The following is a 26,272-nucleotide window of genomic DNA, read 5'->3' on the forward strand; positions in this document are numbered from 1 at the left end:
TGGCGGAGCGCCGCCGACGAGAAAAAAGAAAGTGACGGCGCGGGAACTCCTTGCGCAAATGCGACTCCAGGCGCGAATGATAGGATTTCTCAGTAACGTTTCGCAATCAATTTGTCATCATTCGAGATGACAGCTGCTACGGATTGCGGGGAACAGCGGCCTGCAGCGGGGGTCATAGCCTGCGCCATGCCATTGGTCGTATGGTTAACCCGGCTCAACGGATTTGATGGAGCACCATGCAAGCCAATCGATTGATCATGGGAGGCGCGGCGCTGTTGCTGCTGGCCGGTTGCGGCACTCAGCGCCCGCAGGAACAACCAGCGCGCCCGCCCGCCGAGGTCAAGGCCGAAATCGTGCGCCTGTTGCCGGCCAAAACCACGGATCGCCAAGGGTGGGCCACGGACATCTACGCCGCCTTCGCGGCCCAGAAGATCTATCCGTCCACGCAAAACCTGTGTTCGGTGCTCGCCGTGACCGAGCAGGAATCCACCTTTCAGGTCGACCCGCCCGTGCCGGGCCTGGGCAAGATCGCTCGGGACGAAATCGACCGTCGCGCCGCTAAAGTCCACATCCCCAGCCTGTTGATCAGCGGTGCGCTGCAGGTGAAATCGCCCAACGGCAAAAGCTACAGCGACCGCCTCAACGCGGCGCGCAGTGAAAAGGAACTCAGTGCGATTTTCGATGATTTCATTGGCATGGTGCCCTTGGGCAAGACCTTGTTCGGTGGCTTCAATCCGGTACACACCGCCGGGCCGATGCAAGTCAGTATCGAGTTCGCCGAACAGCAAGCGAAGGACTATCCGTACCCGGTGGAAGGCTCGATTCGCCATGAGGTATTCACCCGGCGCGGCGGCATGTACTTCGGCATCGCCCATTTGCTCGGTTACCCGGTGAGTTACACACAACCGCTGTATCGCTTCGCTGATTTCAATGCCGGTTGGTACGCCAGCCGCAATGCGGCGTTTCAGAATGCGTTGAGCCGGGTGTCAGGTATCCCGTTGGCGCTGGATGGCGACCTGGTCCGCTATGACTCGATCATGCCCGGCACCACGGAAGTGGCGGTGCGCAGCCTCGGCAAGCAATTGGGGATGCGCAATACGACCATTCGCAATCAATTGGAGGAGGGCAAAAGCCTTAAATTCGAGGAGACGGAACTCTACCGGCGAGTGTTCGCGTTGGCCGATCAGGCCGAGGGCAGGGCATTGCCTCGCGCCGTGTTGCCGGGGATCGAACTGCAAAGCCCGAAAATCACCCGCAAGCTCACCACGGCATGGTTTGCCAAACGGGTCGATGAGCGTTATCTGCGTTGTATGAAGCGGGCTGGCCAGTAACCCTGATCAAACGAAAGGCGTAAAAAAACCCGGCGGGTCAGGCCGGGTTTTTCATTGAGTACTGCGGTAAAGCCCTGCATTTATGCAGCGCGGCTTTCGATCAGACGGTCGGAACCACCTTCGGCAACGCGGTTCTGCATCAGACGGTCGGAACCATCAGCGGCTACGCGGTTTTCCATCAGATGGTCAGAACCATCAGCGGCTACGCGGTTTTCGATCAAACGATCCGAACCATCAGCGGCTACGCGGTTTTCGATCAGATGGTCAGAACCATCAGCGGCTACACGGTTTTCGATCAAACGATCCGAACCACCTTCAGCTACACGGCTTTCAATCAGACGATCCGAGCCGCCTTCAGCGACCACAGGTTGAGCAGAGGTTGCGGCAAAAGCGTTAACTGCAAAGACCGAGAAAGCGATAGCGATGAGGGTTTGGCGTTTCATGATGGTGTGCTCCGGGGTATTTATTGGTTGGTATGGAGCGGATGTTACGCCGAGGATTTTTTATGAGAACTTCATTGATGTGATGGTGAACATCGACAGTATTGATAGACCTTGTGAGTTGCCCCACGCGGGCGTGATGGTTCAGTCGTCGGATGGTGCGGGTGGGGGGGATCGACGCTTCTACACTGATTAGCTGGATCACCACGACCGGCAGGTGACGCCTCTAATGACCCCATTCCCGTCTCGCCAGGAAGCCGCACCATGTATCAACTCTATGGACACCAGAACTCCGGCGCGGCGGCGATAGAAGCGGCGCTGGAGCTGTGCGAAATTCCTTACCGCTTCATCGATGTCGAGCTGTCCTCGGAGGCCGCCCAGGCACTGGAGAAACTCAACCGGCTCAAGCAGATTCCAACGCTGCAATTGCCCGATGGCAGCATCCTGACCGAAAGTGCGGCGATCCTGATTCATCTCGGGCTGACCTTTCCCAAGTCGAACCTGTTGCCAACTTTGGCCGCCGACCGCGATCAGGCGATCCGCGGCCTGACGTACATCGTCAGCAATTGCTACGCGGCCATCGGCATCATCGATTACCCCGAACGCTGGCTGGCCGAGACGGATGAGGCATCCCGGCAAAACCTCATGGCCGGCGCCCGCGCGCGATTGCACTGGAGCTGGGAGCTGTTTGCCGATCAGTTTTCCGGCGAGCTGTATCTGGGGGATGAGACGCCGGGCGCACTGGATGTGCTGGCGGCGGTGGTGTCGCGGTGGGCCGGCAGCCGGGAGCATTTACGCAACACCCGTCCCGGTTTTTTCGCGTGGCTGGAACGCATCGACCGGCACCCGACACTGGCACCGGTCTTCGCCCGGCATTGGCCAGTCTGAACACCCAATAACAACTGTGGTGTATCCGGATTACTCGCCGCGGATGTACTGCTCCAGCTGGCGAATCAGTTCCGCCTGTTCGGCAATCGCTTCCTTCACCAGGTCGCCGATCGACAGCAAGCCAATCAACTTGCCATTCTCCACCACCGGCAGGTGGCGCAGGCGTCGGTCGGACATGATGCCCAGGCACGTATCGACGGTTTGATGGGTGTCCACGGTGATCACCGGGGACACCATGATGTCGCGCACTGGCGTGCCCACTGAAGAGCGGCCATGCAGCACCAGTTTGCGCGCGTAATCACGTTCACTGATGATGCCCAGCACCTCGTCATTTTCCACCACCAGCAAGGCGCCGACGTTTTTCTCGGCCATTTTCATCAGCGCTTCCAGCACCATGTGATCAGGTTTGATCTGGTGCACTTCCTGATTCTTCTGATCTTTGAGCTTGAGCAGTTGGGCGACGGTTTTCATGGTGGCTTCTCGGGTGTTGTCGTTGTTCTTGAAGAATCGTAGACCCAAGCGCTGAGGGCAAGAGAGAAAGCGGCAGATAACACTCAAAAAACGCCATTCAGCGGTTTTTCTTCGGTAAACATGATCCAAGGGCTCAGTAAGTCCCTGTGGGAGCGAGCTGGCTCGCTCCCACAGGTTTTATGTTTCGATGACGCGTAGAATTGCGACCTGAATCAAAACGTGAGGTTGCAGTGGTGGATTTACAGCAGGGCTTCGTCCTGACCCGGCATTGGCGCGACACCCCGGCCGGCACCGAAGTCGAGTTCTGGCTGGCGACCGACAGCGGTCCCCGGCGCATCCGCCTGCCTCATCAACCGTCGGTGGCATTCATCCCTGCCGCCCAGCGCGAACAGGCGCAAGAGGTGCTGCGCGGCGAGAAAAACGTCGAGCTCAAACCCTTGGCCCTGCTGGATTTCGAGCATCGCCCGGTGCTCGGCCTGTATTGTCGGCAGCACGGTCAGTTGATGCGCCTGGAAACCGCGCTGCGCAAGACCGGCGTCGAGATGTTCGAGGGCGACGTTCGCCCGCCCGAGCGCTACATGATGGAGCGTTTCATCACCGCGCCGGTGATCTTTGGCGGTACACCCGATGCGGACGGTCTGCTGCTGAACGCGCAGATGAAACCCGACCCGAAATACCGGCCCAACCTGCGGCTGGTCTCGCTGGACATCGAAACCACCGAACAAGGCGAGTTGTATTCCATTGCCCTGGAAGGCTGCGGCGAGCGCCAGGTGTACATGCTCGGGCCGCCCAATGGCGACGCCAGCGCGGTGGACTTCCAGCTCGAATACTGCGACTCGCGAACCGTGCTGCTGAAAAAGCTCAACGAATGGTTTGCCCGCCATGACCCGGACGCGATCATTGGCTGGAACGTCGTGCAGTTCGATTTGCGCGTCCTCCACGAGCACGCCCGACGCCTGGGCGTACCGCTCAAGCTGGGGCGCGGCGGCGAAGAGATGCAGTGGCGCGAACACGGCAGCCGCAACCATTACTTCGCGGCAGCCGCGGGGCGCCTGATCATCGACGGCATCGAGTCCCTGCGCTCGGCAACCTGGAGTTTCCCCTCGTTCAGCCTGGAAAACGTCGCGCAAACCTTGCTCGGTGAGGGCAAGGCGATCAGCACACCGTACCAGCGCATGGACGAAATCAACCGCATGTTCGCCGAGGACAAACCGGCCCTCGCCACCTACAACCTCAAGGATTGCGAACTGGTCACACGGATTTTCGCCAAGACCGAACTGCTGACCTTCCTGCTGGAGCGCGCCAGCGTCACCGGTTTGCCAGCGGACCGCAGCGGTGGTTCGGTGGCGGCGTTCACTCACCTGTACATGCCGCTGATGCACCGCCAGGGTTTTGTTGCGCCGAACCTGGGCGGCAAGTCACCGCAGGCCAGCCCCGGCGGTTTTGTCATGGACTCGCAGCCGGGCCTGTACGAATCGGTGCTGGTGCTCGACTACAAAAGCCTCTATCCGTCGATCATCCGCACCTTCCTGATCGACCCGGTCGGGTTGATCGAAGGCCTGCAGCATCCCGACGACAGCGACTCCGTTCCGGGCTTTCGCGGGGCGCGTTTTTCCAGAACCCGGCATTGCCTGCCAGCCATCGTCGCCCGGGTCGCCGAAGGCCGCGAAACCGCCAAGCGCGAACACAACGCGCCGCTGTCCCAAGCGCTGAAGATCATCATGAATGCCTTCTACGGCGTGCTCGGCTCCAGCGGCTGCCGTTTCTTCGACACACGCCTGGCCTCGTCGATTACCTTGCGTGGCCACGAGATCATGCTGCGCACCCGACAGCTGATCGAAGCCCAGGGCCACACGGTCATTTATGGCGACACCGACTCCACCTTCGTCTGGCTGCGCCGCGCCCACGGTCAGGAAGAAGCTGCACAGATTGGCCACGCGCTGGTCGACCACGTCAACCAGTGGTGGAGCGAACATGTGCAAGCCGAATACGGGCTGGAAAGTGCCCTGGAATTGCAATTCGAAACTCACTACAAACGCTTTCTGATGCCGACCATCCGTGGCGCGGAGGAGGGCAGCAAGAAGCGTTACGCCGGCCTGGTCACTCGCGCCGATGGCACCGATGAAATGGTCTACAAAGGCCTGGAAACCGTGCGCACCGACTGGTCGCCACTGGCCCGGCAATTCCAGCAGGAGCTGTACTCGCGGATCTTCCACCGCAAGCCGTATCAGGATTACGTGCGCGATTACGTGCAAAAGACCCTGGCCGGCGAGTTCGACGACCGTCTGATCTACCGCAAGCGTCTGCGCCGTACCCTCGACGACTACGAGCGCAATGTGCCGCCCCATGTGCGTGCCGCGCGCATTGCTGATGACTTCAATGACCGCCAGGGCCGTCCGCGCCAGTACCAGAACGGTGGCTGGATCAGCTACGTGATTACTGTCGCCGGGCCCGAGCCGCTGGAGATACGCAGTGCACCCATCGACTACGACCATTACGTCACCCGGCAACTGCAACCGGTGGCGGACGCGATCCTACCGTTTGTCGACGACGACTTCTCAACCCTGATTGGTGGGCAAATGGGCCTGTTTTAAGTCCAGCAACGACAGCGTCCAGTCATCCGGTATGCCGTGGAAATACTGCTCCAGGGCCCGATGAAAGAGACTGCCATCGGGGGCGACCTGAGCAAACAGCGTCATCGAAGAGTGAAACTTGAGGTCATCGGGATGACCGAAAATCTCGGAGATCGAGCGTTGTTTGATGTTCAGGACCAATTGCGTGCACGTTCGCAGTCGAGGCCCCAGCAAAGGATGCTCCAGATACGCCAAGGCTTCCTCTTCGGAGCGAATGGCAAAGTAGCGGGACATCTCGCTGCCGCCCAACCCGGCAAACTGGGGAAAAATGAACCACATCCAGTGACGGCGTTTTTTACCGGCACTCAGTTCTTCCTGAACCCGCTCAAAGACCGGGTCTTGAGCCTGGACGAAACGTGGCAAGTTAAAAGCATCGAGCTGATCGGTGCTTCGCATGCAAAAACCCTCTGACAATACGACGATGGCTCAGACCATGGCCAATCGCTGTTTGTGTTGTGGCGCGTGAAACGCGTGGTCCAGCACCTCCAGATCCCCGGGTTCGAGCCGCACTTGCGCGGCTTGCGCATTCAATTGCACGTGTTCAGGTTTGACCGCTTTGGGGATGGCGATCACGCCGGGTTGCCGCAGGATCCATGCCAGCGCAACCTGAGCCGGTGTCACCCCGTGACGGGCGGCAATCTTTATCAGCGTCGGATGTGTCAGCAATTCACCGCCCTGACCGATAGGACAGTACGCCATCAATGGCAGCTGATGTTGTTGGCTCCAGGGCAGCAAATCAAATTCGATGCCGCGCTCCTCCAGGTTGTAGAGCACCTGATTGGTGGCACAGGTGGACGAGTGCAGTTCGTGCAGGTCGTCCAGATCGAAATTGGACACGCCCCAACGGCCAATCTTGCCGTCTTCACGCAGCCGTTCGAAGGCTTCGACGGTTTCCTCCAAGGGATACTGGCCGCGCCAGTGCAGCAGGTACAAATCGATGTAATCGGTTTTCAGGCGCCGCAGACTGCGCTCGCAAGCCTGTGGAATGCCTTGGCAGCTGGCGTTGTGCGGGTAGACCTTGCTGACCACAAAGACTTGGTCACGCAGACCGCTGATGGCTTGCGCGACCACTTCTTCGGCGCCGCCTTCAGCGTACATTTCCGCGGTATCGATCAGCGTCATGCCCAACTCGATGCCCAGGCGCAGGGCCGAGACTTCACGTTTGCGTGCCGAGCTGTCCTCACCCATGTGCCAAGTGCCCTGGCCAATGACCGGTACGTTGGCGCCGGCCAGTTCAAGGAACTGCATGAAAACCTCCTGTGCGCATCTCGGTGGATACTCAGTTGGCAGCAAAATAACCCGGTGGTTCCATGCAGCGCCACAATCCAGGTAAAAGCGAACACGACGAAATATCACTTTTTGGCTGGCCAAGGGTTGGTTCACGGACCACCGGCACTGCACTTTTTTGGGATTGGTGGCTCTATCCTTGGGCAGCTGGCGGCGATCCCCACCGCTGGCCCATGCCCAAGTCCAAGAACCCATGGCTCGAGCGTTACCCCGTGTCACCCCACCGATCCGCCGCCGTTGCTGGCTTCTGGCTGGCTTGGCGATGTTCTTTGTCAGTGGTTGCAGCCAGCAACAGGGCAACGACATCGTCAGCCAGTTCCGCGAAGGCCGTCCCCAGGAATTTCTGCAGACCAGCGTCGACCGCATGGCCACCCTGGCGATGCGTGACAACCTCGACAGCCTCTATGTGCTGATGAGCAAGCTTTACCGGCGCAATCCCGAGGAGCTGAAGAAATCCGGTTTCCTTGATGCCCGAACCGCTGGAAAGCAAGTGCGCATGGCCATCGAGCAGCAACAGCCGCTGCCCACCCTCGGCGGCAAAAAAGACCTGGCGGCGCTCAGGTATGCCATGAGCCCGGAGTTTCTCGGTGACCGGGTCGGTGCTTTCATCTATGCCATCGGCAGCATGCTGGTGACCGCGCACGGCAATCGCCTGGAGTTCTACATGACGGATGCGATCAACCCGACGTTCGTCAGCAACGCCGCGCGCAACATCGAGATCGCCACGTGGATTCTCAGTCAGCGGCAAAACAAACAAGGCGAACCGTTGCTGTTCTCCAACGAGATCTCGGAGGAGGGCAGCAACCTGAGTTTCGCCGTGGAGTTCGGCAAGATCGTTGCGCGACTGGATTTGCTGACGCAGATGCTCGACGAGCGCTACCGGCGCATCGGCCTGAACTACGCGCAAAGCCTGCTGTTCCTGAATTTCTTGCCGGTGCAATAAACCCCGACACAAACCCCATCCCTGTGGGAGCGGGGTGGGCAAAAGTTTCAGGCATAACGATAGTTCGCATCGATATAAGTGGTTATAAGAAAAATCGCTATGCTGCGGGCCAGATTTCTCCTGCGGTCTTTGTGGACGTATCAATGGATTTAGTGAACATCGGGTTGGTCGTTGCCGGGTTGGTGGTTGGCTTTATTGTTGGCATGACTGGCGTCGGTGGCGGGTCGTTGATGACCCCGATTCTGCTGTGGTTCGGCATCAACCCCGCGACGGCGGTCGGTACCGATCTGCTCTACGCGGCGATCACCAAGTCCAGCGGCGTGCTGGTCCACAGGAAAAACAACAACATCGATTGGGCGATTACCGGCTGGCTAACCCTTGGCAGCGTGCCAGCGGTGGCCTTGACGCTGTGGTTCCTGAGCAGCTTGCACACCGCGCCTGAAACCATGAATGCGATCATCAAGCAGGCGCTGGGGTTCGTCCTGTTCGCCACCGCGCTGGCGATTCTGTTCAAGAAGCGCCTGCTCGATTTCGCTCACAAGCGCGCCGGTGGCAACTACAACCCCAGTGGCAAGCGCCTCAACGGCATGACGGTGATCACCGGCCTGGTGCTGGGCACCATGGTTGCGCTGACGTCCATCGGCGCGGGCGCCCTGGGCACGGTGGCCCTGTTTATCCTGTATCCGCTGCTGCCGACCCGGCGCCTCGTCGGTACCGAAATCGCCCACGCCGTGCCGCTGACCCTGGTCGCCGGGCTGGGCCACGCGAGCATGGGCAACATGGACTGGCACGTGCTGGGCTTCTTGTTGATCGGCTCGCTGCCAGGGATCTGGTTGGGCAGTCATTTGACCGGCAAGATTTCCGATGAAGTGCTGCGTCCTTGCCTGGCGACGATGTTGGTCCTGATTGGCTACAAACTGGCGTTTTAAGCAGGCTTTCTCAAACAAACATACCCCATCCTCCTTTAGGTGCTACGGTGGAAAGCCAACCATCATTCGCCTGCGAATGACTTGTCGGCATTCCCCCGTGATCGACAAGGAAGAGGTGGCTCGTGTTCGCGTCCAACCCTATCGCTAATGTTCACCTCCTCGTAGCCGGTTATTGCCTCGACACGCCGTCGTGAAGGCCCCGCCGAAACACCTGCCGCTGATTCTCAGCGAACTGCGCGGCGCCACGACACGCCAGCATCAAGCGCTGGAACTGCGCATTCCTTTCTTCACCGCTGACCGGTTGTTGTATACGCGATTGATCGAGGCCTATTACGGTTTCTATCGTCCACTGGAAACCCTGCTGTTCCAGATGGCAATGACCATTCCCGATCTGGATTGGCTGATTCGCATCAAAACCCCGTCGCTTGAGGCTGACCTGTATGCCTTGGGGCTCGATGCGGCGGCTATCGATGCCATTCCGCTGTGTACATTTGCCTTTCAGACCGATGCCATCGCCGATGTGCTGGGGGTGTTGTATGTCCTTGAGGGCGCCACGTTGGGAGGGCAATCGTTGCGGAGCGGGGTGTACTCACGCCTCGGTATCGACGAGCACCAGGGCGGTCGATTTTTTGCGGTGTATGGCCCGGCAACCCCAATGATGTGGCGCGGGTTTCTGGCGTGTCTGTATGAGATGCGCAATCCGCTTCAACGGACAAGCTCGGTGGTGGCTGCGCAGGCGACGTTCGTCGCTTTCGAAGCCTGGCTTGAGCACTGCGAGGTCCTGGTATGAACCGCCTCACCGACGAACAACTCGACGCCGCGCTCGCCGAATGCGCCAGTGAAGCGATCCGGGTACCGGGGGCGATTCAGCCGCACGGCGTACTGCTGACGTTGAGTGAGCCTGCATTGATCATTCAGCAGGTCAGCCGTAATTGTGCAGACGTGTTCGGCCAGAGCGCCGCCGCTGTACTGCAGCGACCGTTCACGACAGTGGTGGGCGACGCCGCGGCTGAGCAGGTTTGTCAGGCGCTGTTGTCGAACTGTCTGGAAGACGTCAATCCGGTGGTCCTGGAGATTGGCGACCGGCGCTTCAACGCAACGCTCAGCCGTCACGACGGCGTGGTCATTCTCGAACTCGAACCGCTGCTCGACGCCGCTCAGGACCATACCGCTATCCTGCTGCGGGCCCTGCGGCGGATGCAGGCGGCGGCGACACTGGAAGACTTGTACACCGTCAGCGTCGATGAACTTCGCCTGCTGAGCGGCTTCGACCGGGTGATGATTTATCGCTTCGAGCCGGCGGGGCACGGGCAAGTCATCAGCGAAGCGCTGGGCGGCGTGTTACCCGGTTATCTGGGCCAGTGTTTCCCCGCGTCGGACATTCCACCGCAGGCTCGCGAGTTGTATCGCCTGAACTGGATTCGGGTGATCGTGGATGCGCGCTATGTGCCGGTGCCGATCCTTCCGGTGCTGCGCCCGGACACCGGACAGCCGCTGGACTTGGGTTTTTCACTGTTGCGCAGCGTGTCGCCGGTGCACTGCCAGTACCTGGAAAACATGGGCGTACGGGGTTCCATGAGCCTGTCGCTGCTGGCCAATGAACAGCTTTGGGGGCTGATCACCTGTGCCCATCCGCAACCGCTGTTGGTCAGTCATTCAGTGCGCACGATGTGCGCAGCCATTGCCCAGTTGCTCAGCATGCAGATCACGGCCCTGCAAACCCGCAACGAACAGCAGCAGCGAGAACAGAAGTCGCGCTTGATCCAAGAACTGACGGCGGCGATGCGCCTGGCTGACGACGATGTGCTGCAGGGGCTGATCAACCACCCGGATCAATTGCAGGAACTGACCGATGCCAGCGGCGTGGCGGTGCTGATCGAAGATCGACTCGAACTGTTCGGTGAGTGCCCGTCGGTTGAGCAGGTGCGGGCGCTGTACTTGTGGGTGCGCGAGCAATGCCTGGAGAGCGGCGAGCCACTGATGACCGACGCCTTGCAAAATCGCCACGGGTCGAGCGCGCTTTATAGCGACGTGGCCAGCGGTCTGCTGGCCTTCGTGCTGCCCAAGCCAACGGACAACGGCGTCCTGTGGTTCAGGCCGCAACTGCGCTCCAGCATGAAGTGGAGTGGCAATCCTGATGAGCATTTCAGTGCGGGCAGTGACAACCGCTTGCAACCGCGAACCTCGTTTGCCTTGTGGGAAAAGCTGGTAGAGGGACGCTCGCAAGAGTGGAGCACGGCGGATTATTACGCGGCCAGCGAGCTGCGCCGTAATGCGATCGAGAATGACCTGGCCCGGCAGGTCCACCGCGAGCATGAAGCGGTTCGCGAGCGTGACGAACTGGTGGCGGTGGTGTCCCATGACCTGCGCAATCCGATGACCATTATCATCATGCAGTGCGGCATGATGCAGCGCCTGGTCGCCCGAGACGAAGGCAAGCACACCGTACGCATGAATGCGGCGCTGGACACCATGGAGGGCGCGACTGGACGCATGAACGCCCTGATCGCCGACCTGCTGGACAAGTCGAAACTCGACGCCGGTCAGTACCCGCTCGAGCGCAAGCCGCTGGATGTCGTCGACCTGCTGGAGCAGGCGTGTGCATTGCTGGTGACGCTGACCTCGCACAAAAACATCGAACTCAACTGCACCAGCGCCCAAGGGCTGAGCTTCGATGCCGATCCCCAGCGACTGTTTCAGGTGCTGTCGAACCTGCTGGGCAACGCGATCAAGTTCACCCCGGCCGGTGGGCGCATTGACGTTACGGCTTGGCAGGTAGATGACAAGGTGCTGATTTCGGTGCGCGACAATGGCAACGGAATCCCTGCCGCGCATATACCGCACATTTTCGAACGTTATTGGTCGACCCGTGAAGGTAACCCCAACGGCAGCGGATTGGGCTTGTATATCTGCCGCGCCATCGTGCGGGCCCATGGCGGTGAACTCTGGGCGCAGAGCGAGCCTGGGGTCGGCAGTGAATTCACCTTTTCCATTCCGGCACTGGTGACTGTGGTTGCTTAGGCCCGAGTGAAAATCTCCAGCAGGTGCCCGTCCGGGTCATCGAAATACACCCGCCGTCCTCCGGCATCATCATTGATTTCCTTCGGCCGCTGCTTGCCCGGGTCCGCCCACCACGGCTGGCCGCGTGCTTGCAGGCGCGCAAAGGCATCGTCGAAGTCGTCGTCACCGATCAGAAACGCATAGTGCTGCGATGCAATCGGTGGTTCGTTGTTGTAGAAATCCAGGGACACGCCGTTGTCGAACGTGACGATCAGCATCGGGCCGAAAGGCTCGGGGGCGGGCAGGCCGAGGAGTTCGGTCAGGAAATTCGCGGAAATCTGCTTGTCGCGGCACCAGACGATGGTGTGGTTCAGCTGAGCGCTCATGGAGTCGTCCTCACGGCGGTTCAGGTGGAGCGTTATATGCGATCAGATTAGCTCAGTCTGTTGCGCAATGACCGCCCTGACCTAAGCTTGGGTCAAGGCGAAACACAATTGCGGTGCGTCACCCGGAACGAACGCCGCGATGCGCAATCATTAGAGCGTGGTTATCAAAAGGAGATGCGCATGCTCATCAGGTTTTTGACCCTGACAACCTTGCTGGCTTTCGCCGGTCCCTTGTTCGCAGCCGAAAGTGATTCACCGCTGGATATCGAAAAAGGCCGTTCCCGGCCCTTGATTATCATTGCGCCCAGTACCGTCGATCCGGTCTGGGTCGGGCTGAAAAAGTCACTGGACGATCCGGCCAACAAGGAGGGGATCGCGCAACGCAATATCCGGGTGTATAGCGTGCTGAACATGTTCGGCCAGCTGGACGGCAAGGACCTCGGTCAGCAAGACACCATGGCGCTGATCCGCTCCCTGAAACTCGGTGCGGGGGCGCTGCCCAAAGTGATCCTGATTGGCAAGGATGGCGAGAAGAAGCTTGAGAGTTCGGGGGATGAGTCAAAGTCGGTCGATTTGAAGAAAGTGTTCGACACCATCGACGCCCTGCCAGCCGCCGAGAAAGAAGCCACCGCACCGCCGGTAGTGACCCCGCCTGCGGAGGCCGAACCGGTCAAAGGCGCAAAAGGCACCAAGGCCACCAAGAATGGCAAACCCGCCAAACCGACCAAGCCCCCTGAAATGCCGGATGACTGAAAGGTCTTTTGAACAACTCCATACCTGTGGCGAGGGAGCTTGCTCCCGCTGGGCTGCGAAGCAGCCCCCCACCTGTCGCGTCATGCACTAATAACTCACGACTGCCGCGCAGGCTTCGTCAGCAGCTACAAAATCGGTGCGTCCTAGGACGAAGTGCGCAGGCTTCGGACATTTCCTTCAAGACGTGTCGTACTTCGTGAACTGGTGCGCCTCCCGCTCTGCCGATACCTTAGTCGGGCCGCTGCAAAATCAGCGGTCGGATGTGGAAGTCTGTCGTTGTATAAAGGAGCCTGAACGGCCAAAACACATGATGGCGGTATTTTATGCCAACATTGTCATGTTATGGCGGCTGTTCGCGGGGCACTCTCCAGTGCGCCAGGTTCTCCTTTAGCCTGGTCTTCCACACCTGCGTTCAGCTGCCACCCTCATGTGGAAGTGAGATGGGTAGCTCCATTACTTTAAAGGAGCTTCACTATTGAAAAAGATCACTCCAAATCCTCCCGAAACTTCGACAGATACCGATCCGCTCGATCTTTCCGAAACCACAGAACGCGCCGTCAGCGCTCGCTTGCGAAACCCCAGTCATACCGACCCGATCAGCCACGTCTTCACGATCACTCCGGGCGTCGATTCCATAACCCTGCTAAGTCATGCCTGCGAAACCCTGGCATCGCTGAATGTCCTGATTACGGATCTGGCCTGCAAACTGGAAAGCTCGAAACGTAACGTGGCGCTCTCGATCCAGCAGTTGGCGGTAATCGCCGAATTACTGGTGAACCAGGCGCTGGATAACATTGACCCACCCGAAGGCGAGCCTGTCGTTCAGCCACCGGTACAGCATTGAGAGAGGAGATCACTGATGGCCAGATATATGCCCATTACGGGCATCGATTGCCAAATTGCGTCGTTGCTGATTGATACGGATGCGCCGGTGGATGTGTTGCATGACACTGCGGCCTATCGCATTCGTAGCGTGACCCAACTGCTGGAAACCCTGTCCGTGGGCGAGGGGATGGGTCGTGATGCTCTGTTGCTTCAGGATTTTGCGCGGGTATTGGCGATTCCGCTGCGTGACGGTTGTGATTTGATGGACGTGATCGGACGACGATTGCAGCCGCAGTAACAACAATGGGCGATCCAAGCGATCGCCCATTTTTTTTTGCGTGTGAAGTATCCGCCTTCACGGGCGTCGGAAATTTCCTTCAAGTTGTGTCGCACTTGATGAACTGGTGTCTGTCAGCCCACACCGCTAGCCTTCGTGGAAGTCCGCGACATCGAGGGACCCAAGGATGAAAACACCCGTGAAAAAAGGAGCCTCGCCTGTGAAAAAGTTCAGCAAGCCTCAAGCAGAAACCCCTGACGATACCGAGCATCCCGCGTCTGTGAAAGTGTGCGGTACCGCCGTAGTAGCGGTCATTCCACGCCCCAGAATTATTTCCTCGCCCCAGCCTATATTCGCCATTGCCCCCGGGGTCGACACGCGGACGCTACTGAAACAAGCTTGCGATACCCTCGCGTCGCTGACGGCCCTGCTCGAGAATTTTGCCGCCAGACTTGAAGCGCCGAACCGCGGTGAAATATTTTCGATTCAGCAGTTGGCCTTGGTCGCCGAGTTGTTGGTGGCTCAGGCGCGGGACAACCTTGCGGCGGATAGGGAAGCGTCTGCCGGTGAGCCAGAGACCCGGCATTAAACAGGCGTAAAAACGAAAATGGGTGACCTCAAAGGGTCACCCATTTTTCTGTTGCTACCGGTTATTCGCTCAAGGCACTCAATATCGTGTGGGCGATTTTGATTCGCTCCGGGTTCGGGTAGTTTTTGTTGGCCAGGATCACGATGCCGATGTCTTTGGAGGGCACAAACGCGACGTAGGCACCGAAGCCGCCAGTGGAGCCGGTTTTGTTGAACAACACGTTTTCCGGTTGCGGCTGCGGCGGATTCAACCACTTGACCTCGTGCGCTTGCATTGCCATCTCGGTCGAGTTGCCGGCGAGCAGCCGATCCAGTGTGACGGGGTAGGGGTAAAGCTCCCAGCCCAGCCCCTGAGTCATCTCACCCACCGTGTAATAACCGGTGTGAGTGGTGGCAATGGCTTGCTGCAATGGCTTTTCCAACCTCGCCGGTTTCATATTCGCTTCGACAAAACGCAGTAAGTCCGAGGCACTGGTTTTCACGCCGTAGGCTTCGGAATCCAGCGCGCCCGGCCCGACACGTACGGGATTGTCGTCCTTGTTGTAACCCTGGGCGTAGAGTCCCATTTGCGCTTGCGGGACCTTGAGGTAGGTGTGCTTGAGGCCGAGTTTCGGCAGCAAGGTTTTTTCCATCAGGCTATCGAACGGCTGGCCCATGCTGTGGGCGGCAAGATAACCGAACAGCCCTATGCTTGGGTTCGAATACAGGCGATGGGTGCCAGCAGGGTAAACCGGCGTCCACTGTTTGAAGTAACTGAGCATCGTGTCTGCATGGTCAGCGTCGTCGGGGAACTGCAGCGGCAACCCGCCAGCGGTGTAAGTGCCCAGTTGCAGCACGCTGATGCGGTCGAACGCACTGCCGTGCAATGCCGGCAAGATGGAGCTGGCAGTATCGGACAGGGACAGTTTGCCGTTGGCTTGCGCATACCCTGCCAGCGTGGCGGCGAAGGTTTTGCTGACTGAGCCGATTTCGAACAAGGTGTCCTGGCTGACCGGTTTACGGTCCTCTTTTGAGGCTACGCCGTAGTTAAAGTAATGCTGCTGGCCATTTTTGGTGATCGCGATGGCAAGGCCGGTGATGTTCTGTTGCTGAATCACGGGGCCGACGGTGGTGTTGACCAAGGTTTCGAGTTGCTGGTTGGACGGTGTCGCCGCCAAACAGGAGGCAGTACCGAGGAAAAGTACGAAAGCACTGTAGGGCGTAAGCCTCGGGAGTCTGTGTTTGAACATTTCTGATCCACTCTTCATGAGTTGTAATAAAGTTAACCCGCTACACTCCATGCGCTTTTGCAAATCGGGCTACCTGATAGGCGAGCCAAATCTAGGCAGTCCGCCGAGCGTCGACAAACGACGATATCTCGGGTGAGCCATTAGAAAATCTATGGAGTTGGCATGATTCGTCCTCACTTGCCGCTGAATGCCTTGCGCGCTTTCGAGGCCTCCGCGCGCCATTTGAGTTTCACTCGGGCTGCGGTGGAGTTGTTCGTTACGCCTGCGGCGGTGAGTCATCAGGTCAAAAGCCTCGAAGCCCAACTTAACGTAACACTGTTTAAACGCCTGCCACGCGGGCTGATGCTGACCAGTGAAGGTGAAACTTTGCTGCCGGTACTGCGCGAGTCCTTTGATCGAATCGCCGAAACGCTTGAGCGATTCGAGGGCGGGCATTATCGGGATGTGTTGACAGTGGGGGCAGTGGGGACGTTTGCGGTCGGATGGCTATTGCCGCGCCTGGCGGACTTCCAGGAGAAACATCCGTTCATAGATTTACGGCTGTCGACCAATAACAATCGGGTGGACGTGGCTGCTGAAGGACTGGATTACGCTATTCGTTTTGGCGCTGGTGCCTGGCACGGGATTGAAGCGCTGCGGTTGATCGAAGCGCCGCTGTCGGTGCTGTGCGTTCCCGAACTGGCCCGGCAGTTGAATTCGCCTGAGGATCTGTTGAAACAAACGTTGTTACGTTCCTACCGTACCGACGAGTGGCCTGAATGGTTTTTGGCCTGCGGGTTACCGCCCAACACGGCACCCACCAAGAATATAGTTTTCGACTCGTCGCTGGCGATGATGGAGGCCGCACTTCAAGGTGCAGGCATTGCATTGGCGCCGCCGCTGATGTTTTCCCGTCAACTGGCGGCCGGAGCCATCGAGCAACCGTTTGCCATCGGCATCACCACTGGCAGCTACTGGCTCACCCGCTTGCAGTCGCGCCCCGAAACGGCGGCGATGACGGCGTTCAAGGAGTGGTTACTGCAAGCGTCCAAAATGGATTAACCAACACCACCCTTGTAGGGGCGAGCCTGCTCGCGAAGGCGGAGTGTCAGCCAATATCAATGTTGGATGTACCAGCCTCTTCGCGAGCAGGCTCGCTCCCACATTGGTTCTGTGGTTGGGCCGGATATTTGCGTACGACCTCAGTCCCCTGGGGGAGCGAGCCTGCTCGCGATGGCGGCGTGTCAGGCGACATCCACGTTGAATGTGCCGGCCCCATCGCGAGCAGGCTCGCTCCCACATTGGTTCTGTGGTTGGGCCGGGTATTTGCGTACGACCTCAGTCCCCTGTGGGAGCGAGCCTGCTCGCGAAGGCGGAGTGTCAGGCGACATCCATGCTGGATGTGTCGGCTTCTTCGCGAGCAGGCTCTCTCCCACATTGGTTCTGTGGTTGGGCCGGGTATTTGTGTACGGCCTCAATCCCCTGTGGGAGCGAGCCTGCTCGCGAAGGCGGCGTGTCAAGCGACATCCATGCTGGATGTGTCGGCTTCTTCGCGAGCAGGCTCTCTCCCACATTGGTTCTGCGGTTGGGCCGGGTATTTGTGTACGACCTCAGTCCCCTGTGGGAGTGAGCCTGCTCGCGAAGGCGGTGTGTCAGGCGACACCCATGCTGGATGTGTCGGCTTCTTCGCGTGCAGGCTCGCTCCCACAGGGGAGCTACAGCGACAGAAGTCAGCGCACCAGGCACGGCCGTTTGTTATCGAATTTCCAGCCCGGGATCAGGAACTGCATCGCCACGCTGTCATCCCGCGCCCCCAGCCCCATGCCTTTGTACAGTTCATGGGCCTTGGCCAATTGGTCCATGTCCAATTCAACCCCTAGCCCCGGCTTCTTCGGCACCTGCACGCAACCACCGACGATTTGCAGCGGGGCTTTGGTCAAGCGCTGGCCGTCCTGCCAGATCCAATGGGTGTCGATGGCGGTGATTTCACCCGGCGCAGCCGCCGCGACGTGTGTGAACATCGCCAGGGAAATATCGAAGTGGTTGTTGGAGTGCGAGCCCCAGGTCAGGCCCCATTCATGGCACATCTGCGCGACACGAACCGAACCCTGCATGGTCCAGAAATGCGGGTCGGCCAGCGGAATGTCCACCGATTGCAACTGAATGGCGTGGCCCATTTCCCGCCAGTCGGTGGCGACCATGTTGGTCGCGGTTTTTAGCCCGGTGGCACGGCGGAACTCGGCCATGACTTCGCGGCCCGAATAACCGTTTTCCGCGCCGCACGGGTCTTCAGCGTAGGCCAGAACGCGGTGCTGATCGCGGCACAAGCGAATGGCTTCCTTGAGTGACCACGCGCCATTCGGATCGAGCGTAATGCGCGCGTCCGGAAAGCGCTCGGCCAGTGCGGTGACGGCTTCGATTTCTTCATCGCCACTCAGCACGCCGCCCTTGAGCTTGAAGTCCTTGAAGCCGTAGCGGGCGTGGGCGGCTTCAGCCAGACGAACCACAGCATCTGCGGTCATGGCTTGCTCATGACGCACACGGAACCAGTCGTTATCGGCGTCCGGTTCGCTGCGGTAGGCCAGGTCTGTCTGCTGGCGATCACCCACGTAGAACAGGTAACCGAGCATCTTCACTTCGTCACGCTGCTGACCTTCGCCGAGCAGGGCGGCGACCGGCACGTCCAGATGCTGGCCGAGCAAGTCGAGCAGGGCGGCCTCAAGACCCGTAACGGCGTGAATGGTGATCCGCAGGTCGAACGTCTGCAAACCGCGCCCGCCAGCATCGCGATCGGCAAAGGTCTGGCGCACTTGATTGAGAATCTTCTGATACGTGCCGATCGGGCTGCCAACCACCAGCGCACGGGCATCTTCCAGTGTCTGGCGAATACGCTCGCCACCCGGTACTTCACCGACACCGGTGTGACCGGCGTTGTCTTTGAGAATTACGATATTGCGGGTGAAAAACGGACCATGGGCGCCGCTCAGGTTGAGCAGCATGCCATCGTGGCCGGCCACCGGAACTACTTGCATGCTGGTGATGATCGGGGCTTTTGCGCAGTCTTGTGGGTGCATTTTCTTGTCCTTATAAACAACGGATCAGGCGTGGTTGGGCGTTGGTTTGCCCAACGCAACGGCCGGTGCGGTTTTCGGTGTGTTGCGTGCGGCAAAGACAATGATTGCGGCGATGATCGACGTCGCGGCCAACCCGTACAGGCCGCCCTGAATCGAACCAGTGTGTTCTTCCAGCAGGCCGAAAGTGGTCGGCGCAACGAAGCCGCCGAGGTTGCCCACCGAGTTGATCAGCGCGATCACCCCAGCAGCAATCCGCGCATCCAGATACGCCTGAGGGATTGGCCAGAACAGTGACGAAGCGGATTTGAAACCCAGTGCCGCAAAGCAGATCGCAACAAAGGCAAAGATCGGCCCGCCCGTGGTCGACATGAACATCCCGGCGGCGGCAATTAGCAGCGCAGCAGCCACCCAGGCTTGCTGGTGTTTCCATTTGGCGGACAGGGAAGCAAAGGCATACATGCCGATGATCGACAGCAGCCAAGGGATCGAGTTGAACAGCCCGACCTGAATGTCACTCAGATCGCCCATCTTCTTGATGATGCTCGGCAGCCAGAAGGTCGCGGCATAGATGGTCAGCTGGATGAAGAAGTAGATCAGGCAGAACAGGATGATCTGACGATCCTTGAGCAGTTTGCCCAGCGACGGCTTGATCGGCGTCGCGGCTTCGCGGGCCAGCTGTTCGTCCTCGATGGCGTTGACCAGCGCATCCTGTTCTTCGCGGCTCAGCCATTTGGCGTCGTGGGGTTTGGAGTCCAGCCAGAACCAGACGAACACGCACAGCCCGACCGAAAACATCCCTTCAATGAAGTACATCCACTGCCAGCCGTGCAACCCGAAACCGTCGAGTTGCAGGAGCAACCCGGACAGCGGGCCTGAGATCAGCGAGGCCACCGCCGAGCCACTGAGAAAGATCGCGATCGCCTTGCCGCGCTCAACCCCTGGCAACCAGCGAGTGAAGTAATAAATCACCCCCGGAAAGAACCCGGCTTCGGCCACACCCAGCAGGAATCGCAGGATGTAGAAGTGGGTTTCGTTCTGGATGAACGCCATGCCGGCGGCCACCAGGCCCCAGGTCAGCATGATGCGGGTCAGCCAGATGCGTGCGCCGACTTTTTGCAGGAGGATGTTGGAGGGGACTTCGAACAGCGCGTAACCGATAAAGAACAACCCGGCACCGAGGCCGTAGGCGGCAGCGCCGATCCCCAGGTCGTGTTCCATGTGGGCGCGGACGAAGCCGATGTTCACACGGTCGATGTAGTTGACGATGAACATGATGACGAACAGCGGCAGGACATGGCGTTTGACTTTCGAGATGGCGGACTTCAGGACCGAATCGGCACCGTCGTGCATCCCTGATACGGATGTATTCACTTGGTTTCTCCCACTGATTATTTTTATGCGGGGTGCTGCGTTGTTGATAGACATCATACAACCGCGTTTTTTTAATGCGCAAGGGGTTGTGTCCAACAAAATGGTGACGTTTAAGTGATTTTTTATGCTTTTGTTGGCGGTGATGGATGGACTTCTTACCAAAATTCGGTTCAGTTGTTGAGTGTTGTCATACAAGTTGAGCGCTGTTTTCTGAAGATCCCAATCCCGCGCGGTGCTACGATTCCGTCAGCCCCGTTTCCGGATCATCGCCATGCAACATGACCTCGACACGCCAGCCCCAAGGCGCAGCCACAACCTCGCGCACGACCTGGTCGCCAAGCTGACCCAGAGCATCCTGCTTGGCCAGATGCTGCCGGGGGACAAGTTGCCGTCGGAAAACTCTATCGTTCAGGCACACGGCGTCAGCCGCACCGTGGTGCGCGAGGCGATCTCGAAATTGCAGGCGTCGGGGCTGGTGGAAACCCGTCACGGCATCGGCACGTTCGTCATCGAACGCGCGCCGGAGCAGGGCTTGCGACTGAACGTCGATACTGCATTGGGGGTGCGCAGCATTCTGGAGCTGCGCATGGGCCTGGAAACCCAGGCCGCGGCACTGGCGGCGACGCGGCGTACGGATCTGCAACTGGCGCAGATGCGTGAAGCGCTGGACGATTATCAGAGCCTGCTGGCCAACAACGACAGCTGCGTCGAGGCCGACAAGCGTTTCCACCTGTTGATCGCCGAAGCCACCGGCAATGTGTGTTTCACCGACATCATGCAGCACCTGGGCAGTGCGATGATCCCGCGCACCCGCGTCAACGCCGCCGAGCGCGGGGCGGCGGATTTGAGCAAGCTGGGGCAGCTCGCCAACCTCGAACACGAGGCGATTCTAAACGCCATCAAGCGCCAGGACCCGGACGCGGCGCGGGCCGCGATGTGGCTGCACCTGACCAACAGCCGCGACCGTTTTTCCACGGGTGGCGCCTGAACTTTATTCTTCGACTTCGAGCAACGTTGTCGCGCCGCTTGGGTAAGCGGCCCGGAAAAAGTAACCGTACTCCTCAAGGTAGTAATACTTGCTGCCGCGACTGGTGGCCGGATCGTTGTCGAATCGGCAACTGATTTCCTTGGCGTCGCCGTGCAGTTGCTGATTGACCTGACTCGCCTCGAATACCCGTTCCACGGTGCACAGAAGCCGTTCGGACAGCGTTCCTTCGCCGTCGAGCGTATGGCGCTCGCGTTTTTCCGTGCGTATTTCCAGAGCGGCGCCCACCGGCATTTTTTGCCAGTCGCCGGTGAAGCCGAGTTGCACGGTATCCGTGGCCCCGGAGGTGGGGAGCGAACGTCGGTTGTCGGCCAGCGGGGTCTGCTGAGCCAGGGTGATCAACCCGCGGAACGAGATCGTCCAGCGATCGATCGGCGCATCCTTCCATCGCTGGCGCACCTGGCCGCTCTGCGGGTCGGTGTCCAGGAGCAATGTGATTCCCGATCCCGAATACGTGCTGGATCGGGTCACCACGCGCTTGAGTGTGCGGGCGGGCGGTGAAAGCTTGAGGTCGTTGATCGCCTTCAGCACCGACGCAGGGACAGGGGCTGCTGTGAAGCTTTGCGGCGTCTTGATGCGTGAGGTGTAGGCGGGCAATGTCGAGCGCTGCGCGGTTGAGCCACAGGCTGCATTCAACAACAGCCTGACTGCTGCGCCAGCCTGTGCGAAGGCGTGTTGCGACGGATTGTTCAGCACTTCACCCAACGCCACCTGATGGGTCTTGCCGAGTTTGAATGTGCTTAAAACGCGGTAGGTCTGGCGAGTGCAATCCACTTCGTAACGTTCGCGGGACTGCCCGTAAAGCTCCATGTTGCTTTTGTCTGAAAGCAATACGGGCTCGTCGATGGCGCCCCAGAAATGACTGACGCCACCTTCGGTCTTGACGCTGTTGACGTCGATCATCAACCAGCGCTGGTCTTCGCTTCGTTGGACGATGCGCCAGTCAGACGCTGCCACGCGAACGCAGGCTTCGCCGAACGAGGGGTTTTGCGTCAGTTCGGCCGCCAGCACCTTGGGCACTTCCGGTGTCAGTTGCTGATGAACGCGACTTGAATCCGGTCTGTCGGAAAAGTATCGGTCGAGAAACAGCATTTTCACGTCAGGGGTGCTGCAATCGGTTTGCAATTGAACAACGCTCGGCAAGCCATTGGCCAACATCGGCGGGGTATGCACCTGATAGCTGATGATGTCGCCATCGCGCATCACCGAGTTTTCCAGCGGTGCCTGTTTGAACACCAATTGCACGGTCAATGCCGGCGGTTGATACGTTGGCTGGGGGTGGCTGGCGCAGCCCGACACTATCCCTAGCGCGCAGGCCACAGCAAAACGGTTCATGAGTACTTCCTGGCGATGGCTTCACGTTCATGTGAACAGAGGAGGTCGGCATCGCACGGCGATTCTTGAATCGATTTCGCTTGGCTTCATGGCTGGGCGGGCCGCACCGCGATCACTGCAGGTCGGCGTTCGAGATTCAGCGCCAGCACACTGATCAACACCACGAGGGCACCGACGCCGACCGTCAGCGTTGGCTGTTCACCCAAGGCATAGGCCGCCATGGCCATCGCCGTCGGCGGGATCAGGTACAGCGTCATGGTGGCGCGGCTCAAGTCCACGTGCGCCAGTACAAACGCCCAGGCCAGATACGCCAGCGCACTGGGAAACACGCCTAACGCCAACACCGCCCACTGCACATGAGCCGGTGCGCTGACGACCTCGCTGGCCAGTCCCGGCAGGTAGATCAGCAGCAGCGCCGAGCCCGACCACACCGTGTAACACACCAGTGTCAGGCCGTCGTAGCGCCCGGTTTGATGCTTCTGCAAGGCAAAGTAAAAACTCCACGACAGCGCCGCCAGCAGGATCAGTAATCCGTGAACGTCGACGCTCCCCAGTCCGCGATCACCGGCCACTACAATCACCACGCCGACCAGCCCCGCCACGATGCAGCCCCAGCGCCAGAAGCTCACCCGGTCCTTGAACACAAAACGCGCCAGCAATGTGCTGAACAACGGCGTCGACTGCGCCAACACGCTGGAGGCGCCGGCGCTGACATGCTGTTGGCCGATGTTCAGGACAACGTGATGCAGGCTCACCGCAAAAAAACCGAGCACCATCAGCAGCGGCAGGTCGCGAAACCTGGGCAGGCTGATGCCTTTGAACGCGGCAATGACAGCCATGAACACAGAGGCAATCAAAAACCTCAGCAAGGCCAGATGGCCGGGGTCGTAGGCCTGCAAGCCGATATGAATGCCGGTCGGCGAATAGCCCCAGCAGGCGATGACAAAGGCCATCGCCAGAATGATTTTGAGCGGTGAGTGAGCGGGGCGGGTGAGTGGTTTCATGGTCGGGCACCTTGGGTGTATGTGCCGAGTATCTGAAGCTGAACAGTTCACCACAACTGACTTATACTGCGTCAACTGTTCACATTTGGTGATGATTATGGAGCTGGCGCAGATTCGCATGTTCAAGACAGTCGCCGACGTCGGCAGCATCGCCCGGGCCGCCGAGTTGCTGCATTGCGTGCCGTCCAACATCACGGCGCGGATCAAGGCGCTGGAGACGGAGTTGGGCGTGGCGCTGTTTTTGCGTGAGGGCAGGGGGTTGCGCATCAGCCCGGCGGGCCAGACGTTTTTGTCTTACGCCTCGAAGATTTTGGCGCTGACCGTTGAGGCCAAACGCGCATTGGACCCGTCCGCCGACCCCTCCGGGCCGCTGCGCATCGGTGCCATCGAGTCCTCGGCCACCGGCCGGCTGCCGCGCCTGCTGGCGAAATTCCACAAGCGCTATCCCGCGGTGGCGCTGGAACTGACCACGGGCACCTGGGGCCAACTGCTGGATGACACGCTTAACCATCGGCTCGACGGTGCGATTGTCGCTGTGGATGTCGAGCGCTCCCAGCTCAAGCGCACGCCGATGTACCGCGAAGAGCTGTTGCTGATTGCCTCGACATCGCTGGGGCCGGTGCGTGGCATCGCGGACTTGCAGGACAAGACCGTGTTCATGTGGCCCCAGGGCTGTCCGTACCGGGCGGCGCTGGAACATTGGTTACTGCGTCAGGGGCAGGCGCTGCCGATTGTCAGCCTGGCCAGTTATGGCGCGATTGTCGGGTGCGTCAGCGCGGGGGCCGGCGTCGCGCTGGTGCCTAAAGGGGTGTTTGATCAGTACGCCAAAGGGGCGGGGTGTGCAGGGTTTGAGTTTCCTGAACTGACGGCCATCGACAATCTGTTTTACTGGCATGAAAACGCCGGGGTTCACCCGGCGCGAGAAGCGTTTGTGGCGATGTTGCGTGAGGAGTTCGCGTGATTATCGGAGGGACACCGCTGCTTATGTGGCAAGTGGCTTTTGTGGCGAGGGAGCTTGCTCCCGCTCGGCGGCGAAGCCGTCGTAATCCACAGAATGCGATCTGCCTGATGTATCGCGATGGCAGTTTTTGGGGGCGCTTCGCACCCCAGCGGGAGCAAGCTCCCTCGCCACAGGGGTGTGTGCAGGCTCATTGATTTCAACCTGCGCAAACATCACGCACCAACAACCCGAATTTCAGATCCACCGCATCCGGAATCGGCACATACACCGTATGCCCATCCCCCGGCGCCACTTCAATCGGCTCGCCTTTGCTGTTCTGCAACTGATGCAAATCGAAATGAAAGTTGCCCTTGGGCGTCATCAATTCCAGATGATCCCCCAGTGCAAACCGGTTCTTCACCTTGACCTCCGCCAGTCGCTCACGGCATTCACCGGTCAACTCCCCGACAAACTGCTGTCGCTCCGACACCGAGCTGCCGTGCTGATAATTCTGGTATTCGTCATGCACATGGCGGCGCAAAAAGCCTTCGGTATAGCCACGCTGCGCCAGCGACTCCAGATCGGTCATCAGGCTGCGGTCGAATTCACGCCCGGCGACGGCATCGTCAATCGCCCGGCGATACACCTGCGTGGTGCGTGCGCAATAAAAATGGGATTTGGTCCGGCCTTCGATCTTCAGCGAGTGCACGCCCATGTGCGTCAGGCGCTCGACATGCTGCACGGCGCGCAGATCCTTGGCATTCATGATGTAAGTGCCGTGCTCGTCCTCAAAGGCTGGCATCAGCTCATCCGGCCGATTGGCCTCCTGCAACAGGAACACCTGGCCGGTGGGCGCGCCAATACCCAGGGTCGGTTCGGGCTGATACTGCTGGACGATCTCGCCCAGCAGGTTTTCCGTGGCCGCGTGCGCCGAATATTTCCAGCGGCAGGCGTTGGTGCAGCTGCCTTGATTGGCATCGCGTTTGTTCATGTAACCCGACAGCAGGCAGCGACCGGAATACGCCATGCACAGCGCGCCGTGGACAAACACCTCCAGCTCCATGGCCGGCACTTGCTGGCGGATTTCTCCGATTTCTTCCAGGGACAGTTCCCGCGACAGGATGATCCGGCTCAAGCCCTGTTGCTGCCAGAACTCGACACTCGCCCAGTTCACGGTGTTGGCCTGCACCGACAGATGAATCGGCACCTGCGGGAAGTGCCGGCGCACCAGCATGATCAAGCCCGGATCCGACATGATCAGCGCGTCTGGCGCCATGGCGATCACCGGCGCCAGGTCCTTGAGGAAGGTCTTGAGCTTGGCGTTGTGCGGCGCGATGTTCACCACCACGTAAAAACGCTTGCCCTGGGCTTGGGCTTCCTGAATGCCGAGGGCGAGGTTGGCGTGATCGAACTCGTTATTGCGCACCCGCAAGCTGTAGCGCGGCTGGCCGGCGTACACCGCATCGGCGCCGTAAGCGAAGGCATAACGCATGTTTTTCAGGGTGCCGGCAGGGGCGAGCAGTTCGGGGGCAAGAAGAGTCATG

The 26,272-nt window shown here is 59.5% G+C and carries 25 protein-coding genes; 14 read left to right on the forward strand and 11 right to left on the reverse strand.

All coding sequences use genetic code 11. The features are described 5' to 3' along the window. The first annotated feature begins 236 nt into the window (after nt 1-236). Entirely contained in the window at nt 237-1,331 is a 1,095-nt protein-coding gene (locus ACWKV5_RS19740; RefSeq protein WP_483842657.1) for a DUF1615 domain-containing protein, read from the forward strand. Between the two features lie 80 nt (nt 1,332-1,411). Here ACWKV5_RS19740 and ACWKV5_RS19745 read toward each other — a convergent pair whose 3' ends face one another. Continuing rightward, a complete protein-coding gene (locus ACWKV5_RS19745; protein WP_483842658.1) occupies nt 1,412-1,774 on the reverse strand; it encodes a hypothetical protein in 363 nt (120 codons plus the stop codon). 261 nt (nt 1,775-2,035) lie between these two features. Between ACWKV5_RS19745 and ACWKV5_RS19750 the strand changes: the two genes are divergently transcribed. Next, entirely contained in the window at nt 2,036-2,659 is a 624-nt protein-coding gene (locus ACWKV5_RS19750) for a glutathione S-transferase N-terminal domain-containing protein (protein ID WP_483842659.1), read from the forward strand. A 30-nt stretch (nt 2,660-2,689) separates the two neighbouring features. Here the strand turns inward: ACWKV5_RS19750 and ACWKV5_RS19755 are convergent, their stop codons facing one another. Continuing rightward, the gene (locus ACWKV5_RS19755; RefSeq protein ID WP_007944798.1) at nt 2,690-3,130 is read right to left on the reverse strand and encodes a CBS domain-containing protein; all 441 of its coding nucleotides are present in this window, start codon (nt 3,128-3,130) and stop codon (nt 2,690-2,692) included. Nucleotides 3,131-3,363: 233 nt separating this feature from the next. On the opposite strand from ACWKV5_RS19755, the gene ACWKV5_RS19760 reads away from it, so the two are divergent. After that, the gene (locus ACWKV5_RS19760) at nt 3,364-5,724 is read left to right on the forward strand and encodes a DNA polymerase II (RefSeq protein WP_483842660.1); all 2,361 of its coding nucleotides are present in this window, start codon (nt 3,364-3,366) and stop codon (nt 5,722-5,724) included. Here ACWKV5_RS19760 and ACWKV5_RS19765 read toward each other — a convergent pair. Both ACWKV5_RS19765 and ACWKV5_RS19770 read right to left on the reverse strand, forming a co-directional pair. Continuing rightward, nucleotides 5,689-6,159: a DUF1810 domain-containing protein gene (locus ACWKV5_RS19765; protein ID WP_483842661.1), complete on the reverse strand. Its 471-nt coding sequence runs from the start codon at nt 6,157-6,159 to the stop codon at nt 5,689-5,691. The genes ACWKV5_RS19760 and ACWKV5_RS19765 overlap by 36 nt on opposite strands. A 30-nt stretch (nt 6,160-6,189) precedes the next feature. Then, nucleotides 6,190-7,011 (reverse strand): aldo/keto reductase, encoded by an 822-nt coding sequence (locus ACWKV5_RS19770; protein WP_483842662.1) that lies wholly within the window; start codon nt 7,009-7,011, stop codon nt 6,190-6,192. 232 nt (nt 7,012-7,243) lie between these two features. Here ACWKV5_RS19770 and ACWKV5_RS19775 point away from each other — a divergent pair, with 232 nt between their 5' ends. The 4 genes from ACWKV5_RS19775 (at nt 7,244) to ACWKV5_RS19790 (ending at nt 11,943) form a co-directional block, all read left to right on the forward strand. Continuing rightward, nucleotides 7,244-7,993 carry a hypothetical protein gene (locus ACWKV5_RS19775; RefSeq protein WP_483842663.1) on the forward strand — a complete coding sequence of 250 codons (750 nt, stop codon included), beginning with the start codon at nt 7,244-7,246 and terminating at the stop codon, nt 7,991-7,993. A gap of 143 nt (nt 7,994-8,136) precedes the next feature. After that, nucleotides 8,137-8,922, forward strand: a complete 786-nt coding sequence (locus tag ACWKV5_RS19780) for a sulfite exporter TauE/SafE family protein (RefSeq protein ID WP_483842664.1) — start codon at nt 8,137-8,139, stop codon at nt 8,920-8,922. A 190-nt stretch (nt 8,923-9,112) separates the two neighbouring features. Beyond that, nucleotides 9,113-9,712 (forward strand): biliverdin-producing heme oxygenase, encoded by a 600-nt coding sequence (locus ACWKV5_RS19785; RefSeq protein ID WP_483842665.1) that lies wholly within the window; start codon nt 9,113-9,115, stop codon nt 9,710-9,712. Further along, nucleotides 9,709-11,943, forward strand: a complete 2,235-nt coding sequence (locus ACWKV5_RS19790; RefSeq protein WP_483842666.1) for an ATP-binding protein — start codon at nt 9,709-9,711, stop codon at nt 11,941-11,943. The genes ACWKV5_RS19785 and ACWKV5_RS19790 overlap by 4 nt, the downstream gene beginning before the upstream one ends. On the opposite strand, the gene ACWKV5_RS19795 is transcribed toward ACWKV5_RS19790, so the two are convergent. Continuing rightward, nucleotides 11,940-12,308, reverse strand: coding sequence for a VOC family protein (locus tag ACWKV5_RS19795; RefSeq protein WP_483842667.1), 369 nt, complete (start codon nt 12,306-12,308; stop codon nt 11,940-11,942). The two genes, ACWKV5_RS19790 and ACWKV5_RS19795, sit on opposite strands and share 4 nt — an antisense overlap. Before the next feature lie 180 nt (nt 12,309-12,488). Between ACWKV5_RS19795 and ACWKV5_RS19800 the strand changes: the two genes are divergently transcribed. From ACWKV5_RS19800 to ACWKV5_RS19815, 4 genes are all read left to right on the forward strand, one after another. Continuing rightward, entirely contained in the window at nt 12,489-13,061 is a 573-nt protein-coding gene (locus ACWKV5_RS19800; RefSeq protein WP_483842668.1) for a DUF4174 domain-containing protein, read from the forward strand. A gap of 475 nt (nt 13,062-13,536) precedes the next feature. Next, on the forward strand, nt 13,537-13,905 hold the full coding sequence (locus ACWKV5_RS19805; protein WP_483842669.1) for a DUF6124 family protein: 369 nt from the start codon (nt 13,537-13,539) through the stop codon (nt 13,903-13,905). 15 nt (nt 13,906-13,920) lie between these two features. Beyond that, nucleotides 13,921-14,184, forward strand: a complete 264-nt coding sequence (locus ACWKV5_RS19810) for a hypothetical protein (RefSeq protein ID WP_483842670.1) — start codon at nt 13,921-13,923, stop codon at nt 14,182-14,184. Between the two features lie 166 nt (nt 14,185-14,350). Beyond that, nucleotides 14,351-14,752: a DUF6124 family protein gene (locus ACWKV5_RS19815; protein WP_483842671.1), complete on the forward strand. Its 402-nt coding sequence runs from the start codon at nt 14,351-14,353 to the stop codon at nt 14,750-14,752. Between the two features lie 61 nt (nt 14,753-14,813). Here the strand turns inward: ACWKV5_RS19815 and ampC are convergent, their stop codons facing one another. Further along, a complete protein-coding gene (gene ampC / locus ACWKV5_RS19820; RefSeq protein WP_483842672.1) occupies nt 14,814-15,980 on the reverse strand; it encodes a class C beta-lactamase in 1,167 nt (388 codons plus the stop codon). 162 nt (nt 15,981-16,142) lie between these two features. Here ampC and ACWKV5_RS19825 point away from each other — a divergent pair, with 162 nt between their 5' ends. Continuing rightward, complete coding sequence (locus ACWKV5_RS19825; RefSeq protein WP_483842673.1) at nt 16,143-17,021, forward strand: LysR family transcriptional regulator; 879 nt, start codon at nt 16,143-16,145, stop codon at nt 17,019-17,021. Between the two features lie 668 nt (nt 17,022-17,689). Here ACWKV5_RS19825 and gudD read toward each other — a convergent pair. Both gudD and ACWKV5_RS19835 read right to left on the reverse strand, forming a co-directional pair. Continuing rightward, nucleotides 17,690-19,033 (reverse strand): glucarate dehydratase, encoded by a 1,344-nt coding sequence (gene gudD / locus ACWKV5_RS19830; RefSeq protein WP_483842674.1) that lies wholly within the window; start codon nt 19,031-19,033, stop codon nt 17,690-17,692. 24 nt (nt 19,034-19,057) lie between these two features. Next, nucleotides 19,058-20,404: an MFS transporter gene (locus tag ACWKV5_RS19835; RefSeq protein WP_483842675.1), complete on the reverse strand. Its 1,347-nt coding sequence runs from the start codon at nt 20,402-20,404 to the stop codon at nt 19,058-19,060. A 271-nt stretch (nt 20,405-20,675) separates the two neighbouring features. Between ACWKV5_RS19835 and ACWKV5_RS19840 the strand changes: the two genes are divergently transcribed. Then, entirely contained in the window at nt 20,676-21,392 is a 717-nt protein-coding gene (locus ACWKV5_RS19840) for a FadR/GntR family transcriptional regulator (protein WP_483842676.1), read from the forward strand. A 3-nt stretch (nt 21,393-21,395) separates the two neighbouring features. Here ACWKV5_RS19840 and ACWKV5_RS19845 read toward each other — a convergent pair whose 3' ends face one another. Beyond that, the gene (locus tag ACWKV5_RS19845) at nt 21,396-22,784 is read right to left on the reverse strand and encodes a surface-adhesin E family protein (RefSeq protein WP_483842677.1); all 1,389 of its coding nucleotides are present in this window, start codon (nt 22,782-22,784) and stop codon (nt 21,396-21,398) included. A gap of 86 nt (nt 22,785-22,870) precedes the next feature. Next, nucleotides 22,871-23,788, reverse strand: a complete 918-nt coding sequence (locus tag ACWKV5_RS19850) for a DMT family transporter (RefSeq protein ID WP_483842678.1) — start codon at nt 23,786-23,788, stop codon at nt 22,871-22,873. A 97-nt stretch (nt 23,789-23,885) separates the two neighbouring features. Here ACWKV5_RS19850 and ACWKV5_RS19855 point away from each other — a divergent pair, with 97 nt between their 5' ends. Then, the gene (locus ACWKV5_RS19855) at nt 23,886-24,749 is read left to right on the forward strand and encodes a LysR substrate-binding domain-containing protein (RefSeq protein ID WP_059182490.1); all 864 of its coding nucleotides are present in this window, start codon (nt 23,886-23,888) and stop codon (nt 24,747-24,749) included. Nucleotides 24,750-24,945: 196 nt separating this feature from the next. Here the strand turns inward: ACWKV5_RS19855 and trhP are convergent, their stop codons facing one another. Then, a complete protein-coding gene (trhP, locus tag ACWKV5_RS19860; RefSeq protein ID WP_483842679.1) occupies nt 24,946-26,271 on the reverse strand; it encodes a prephenate-dependent tRNA uridine(34) hydroxylase TrhP in 1,326 nt (441 codons plus the stop codon). Nucleotide 26,272: the final 1 nt, after the last annotated feature.

This window comes from Pseudomonas oplopanacis, assembly GCF_057128725.1.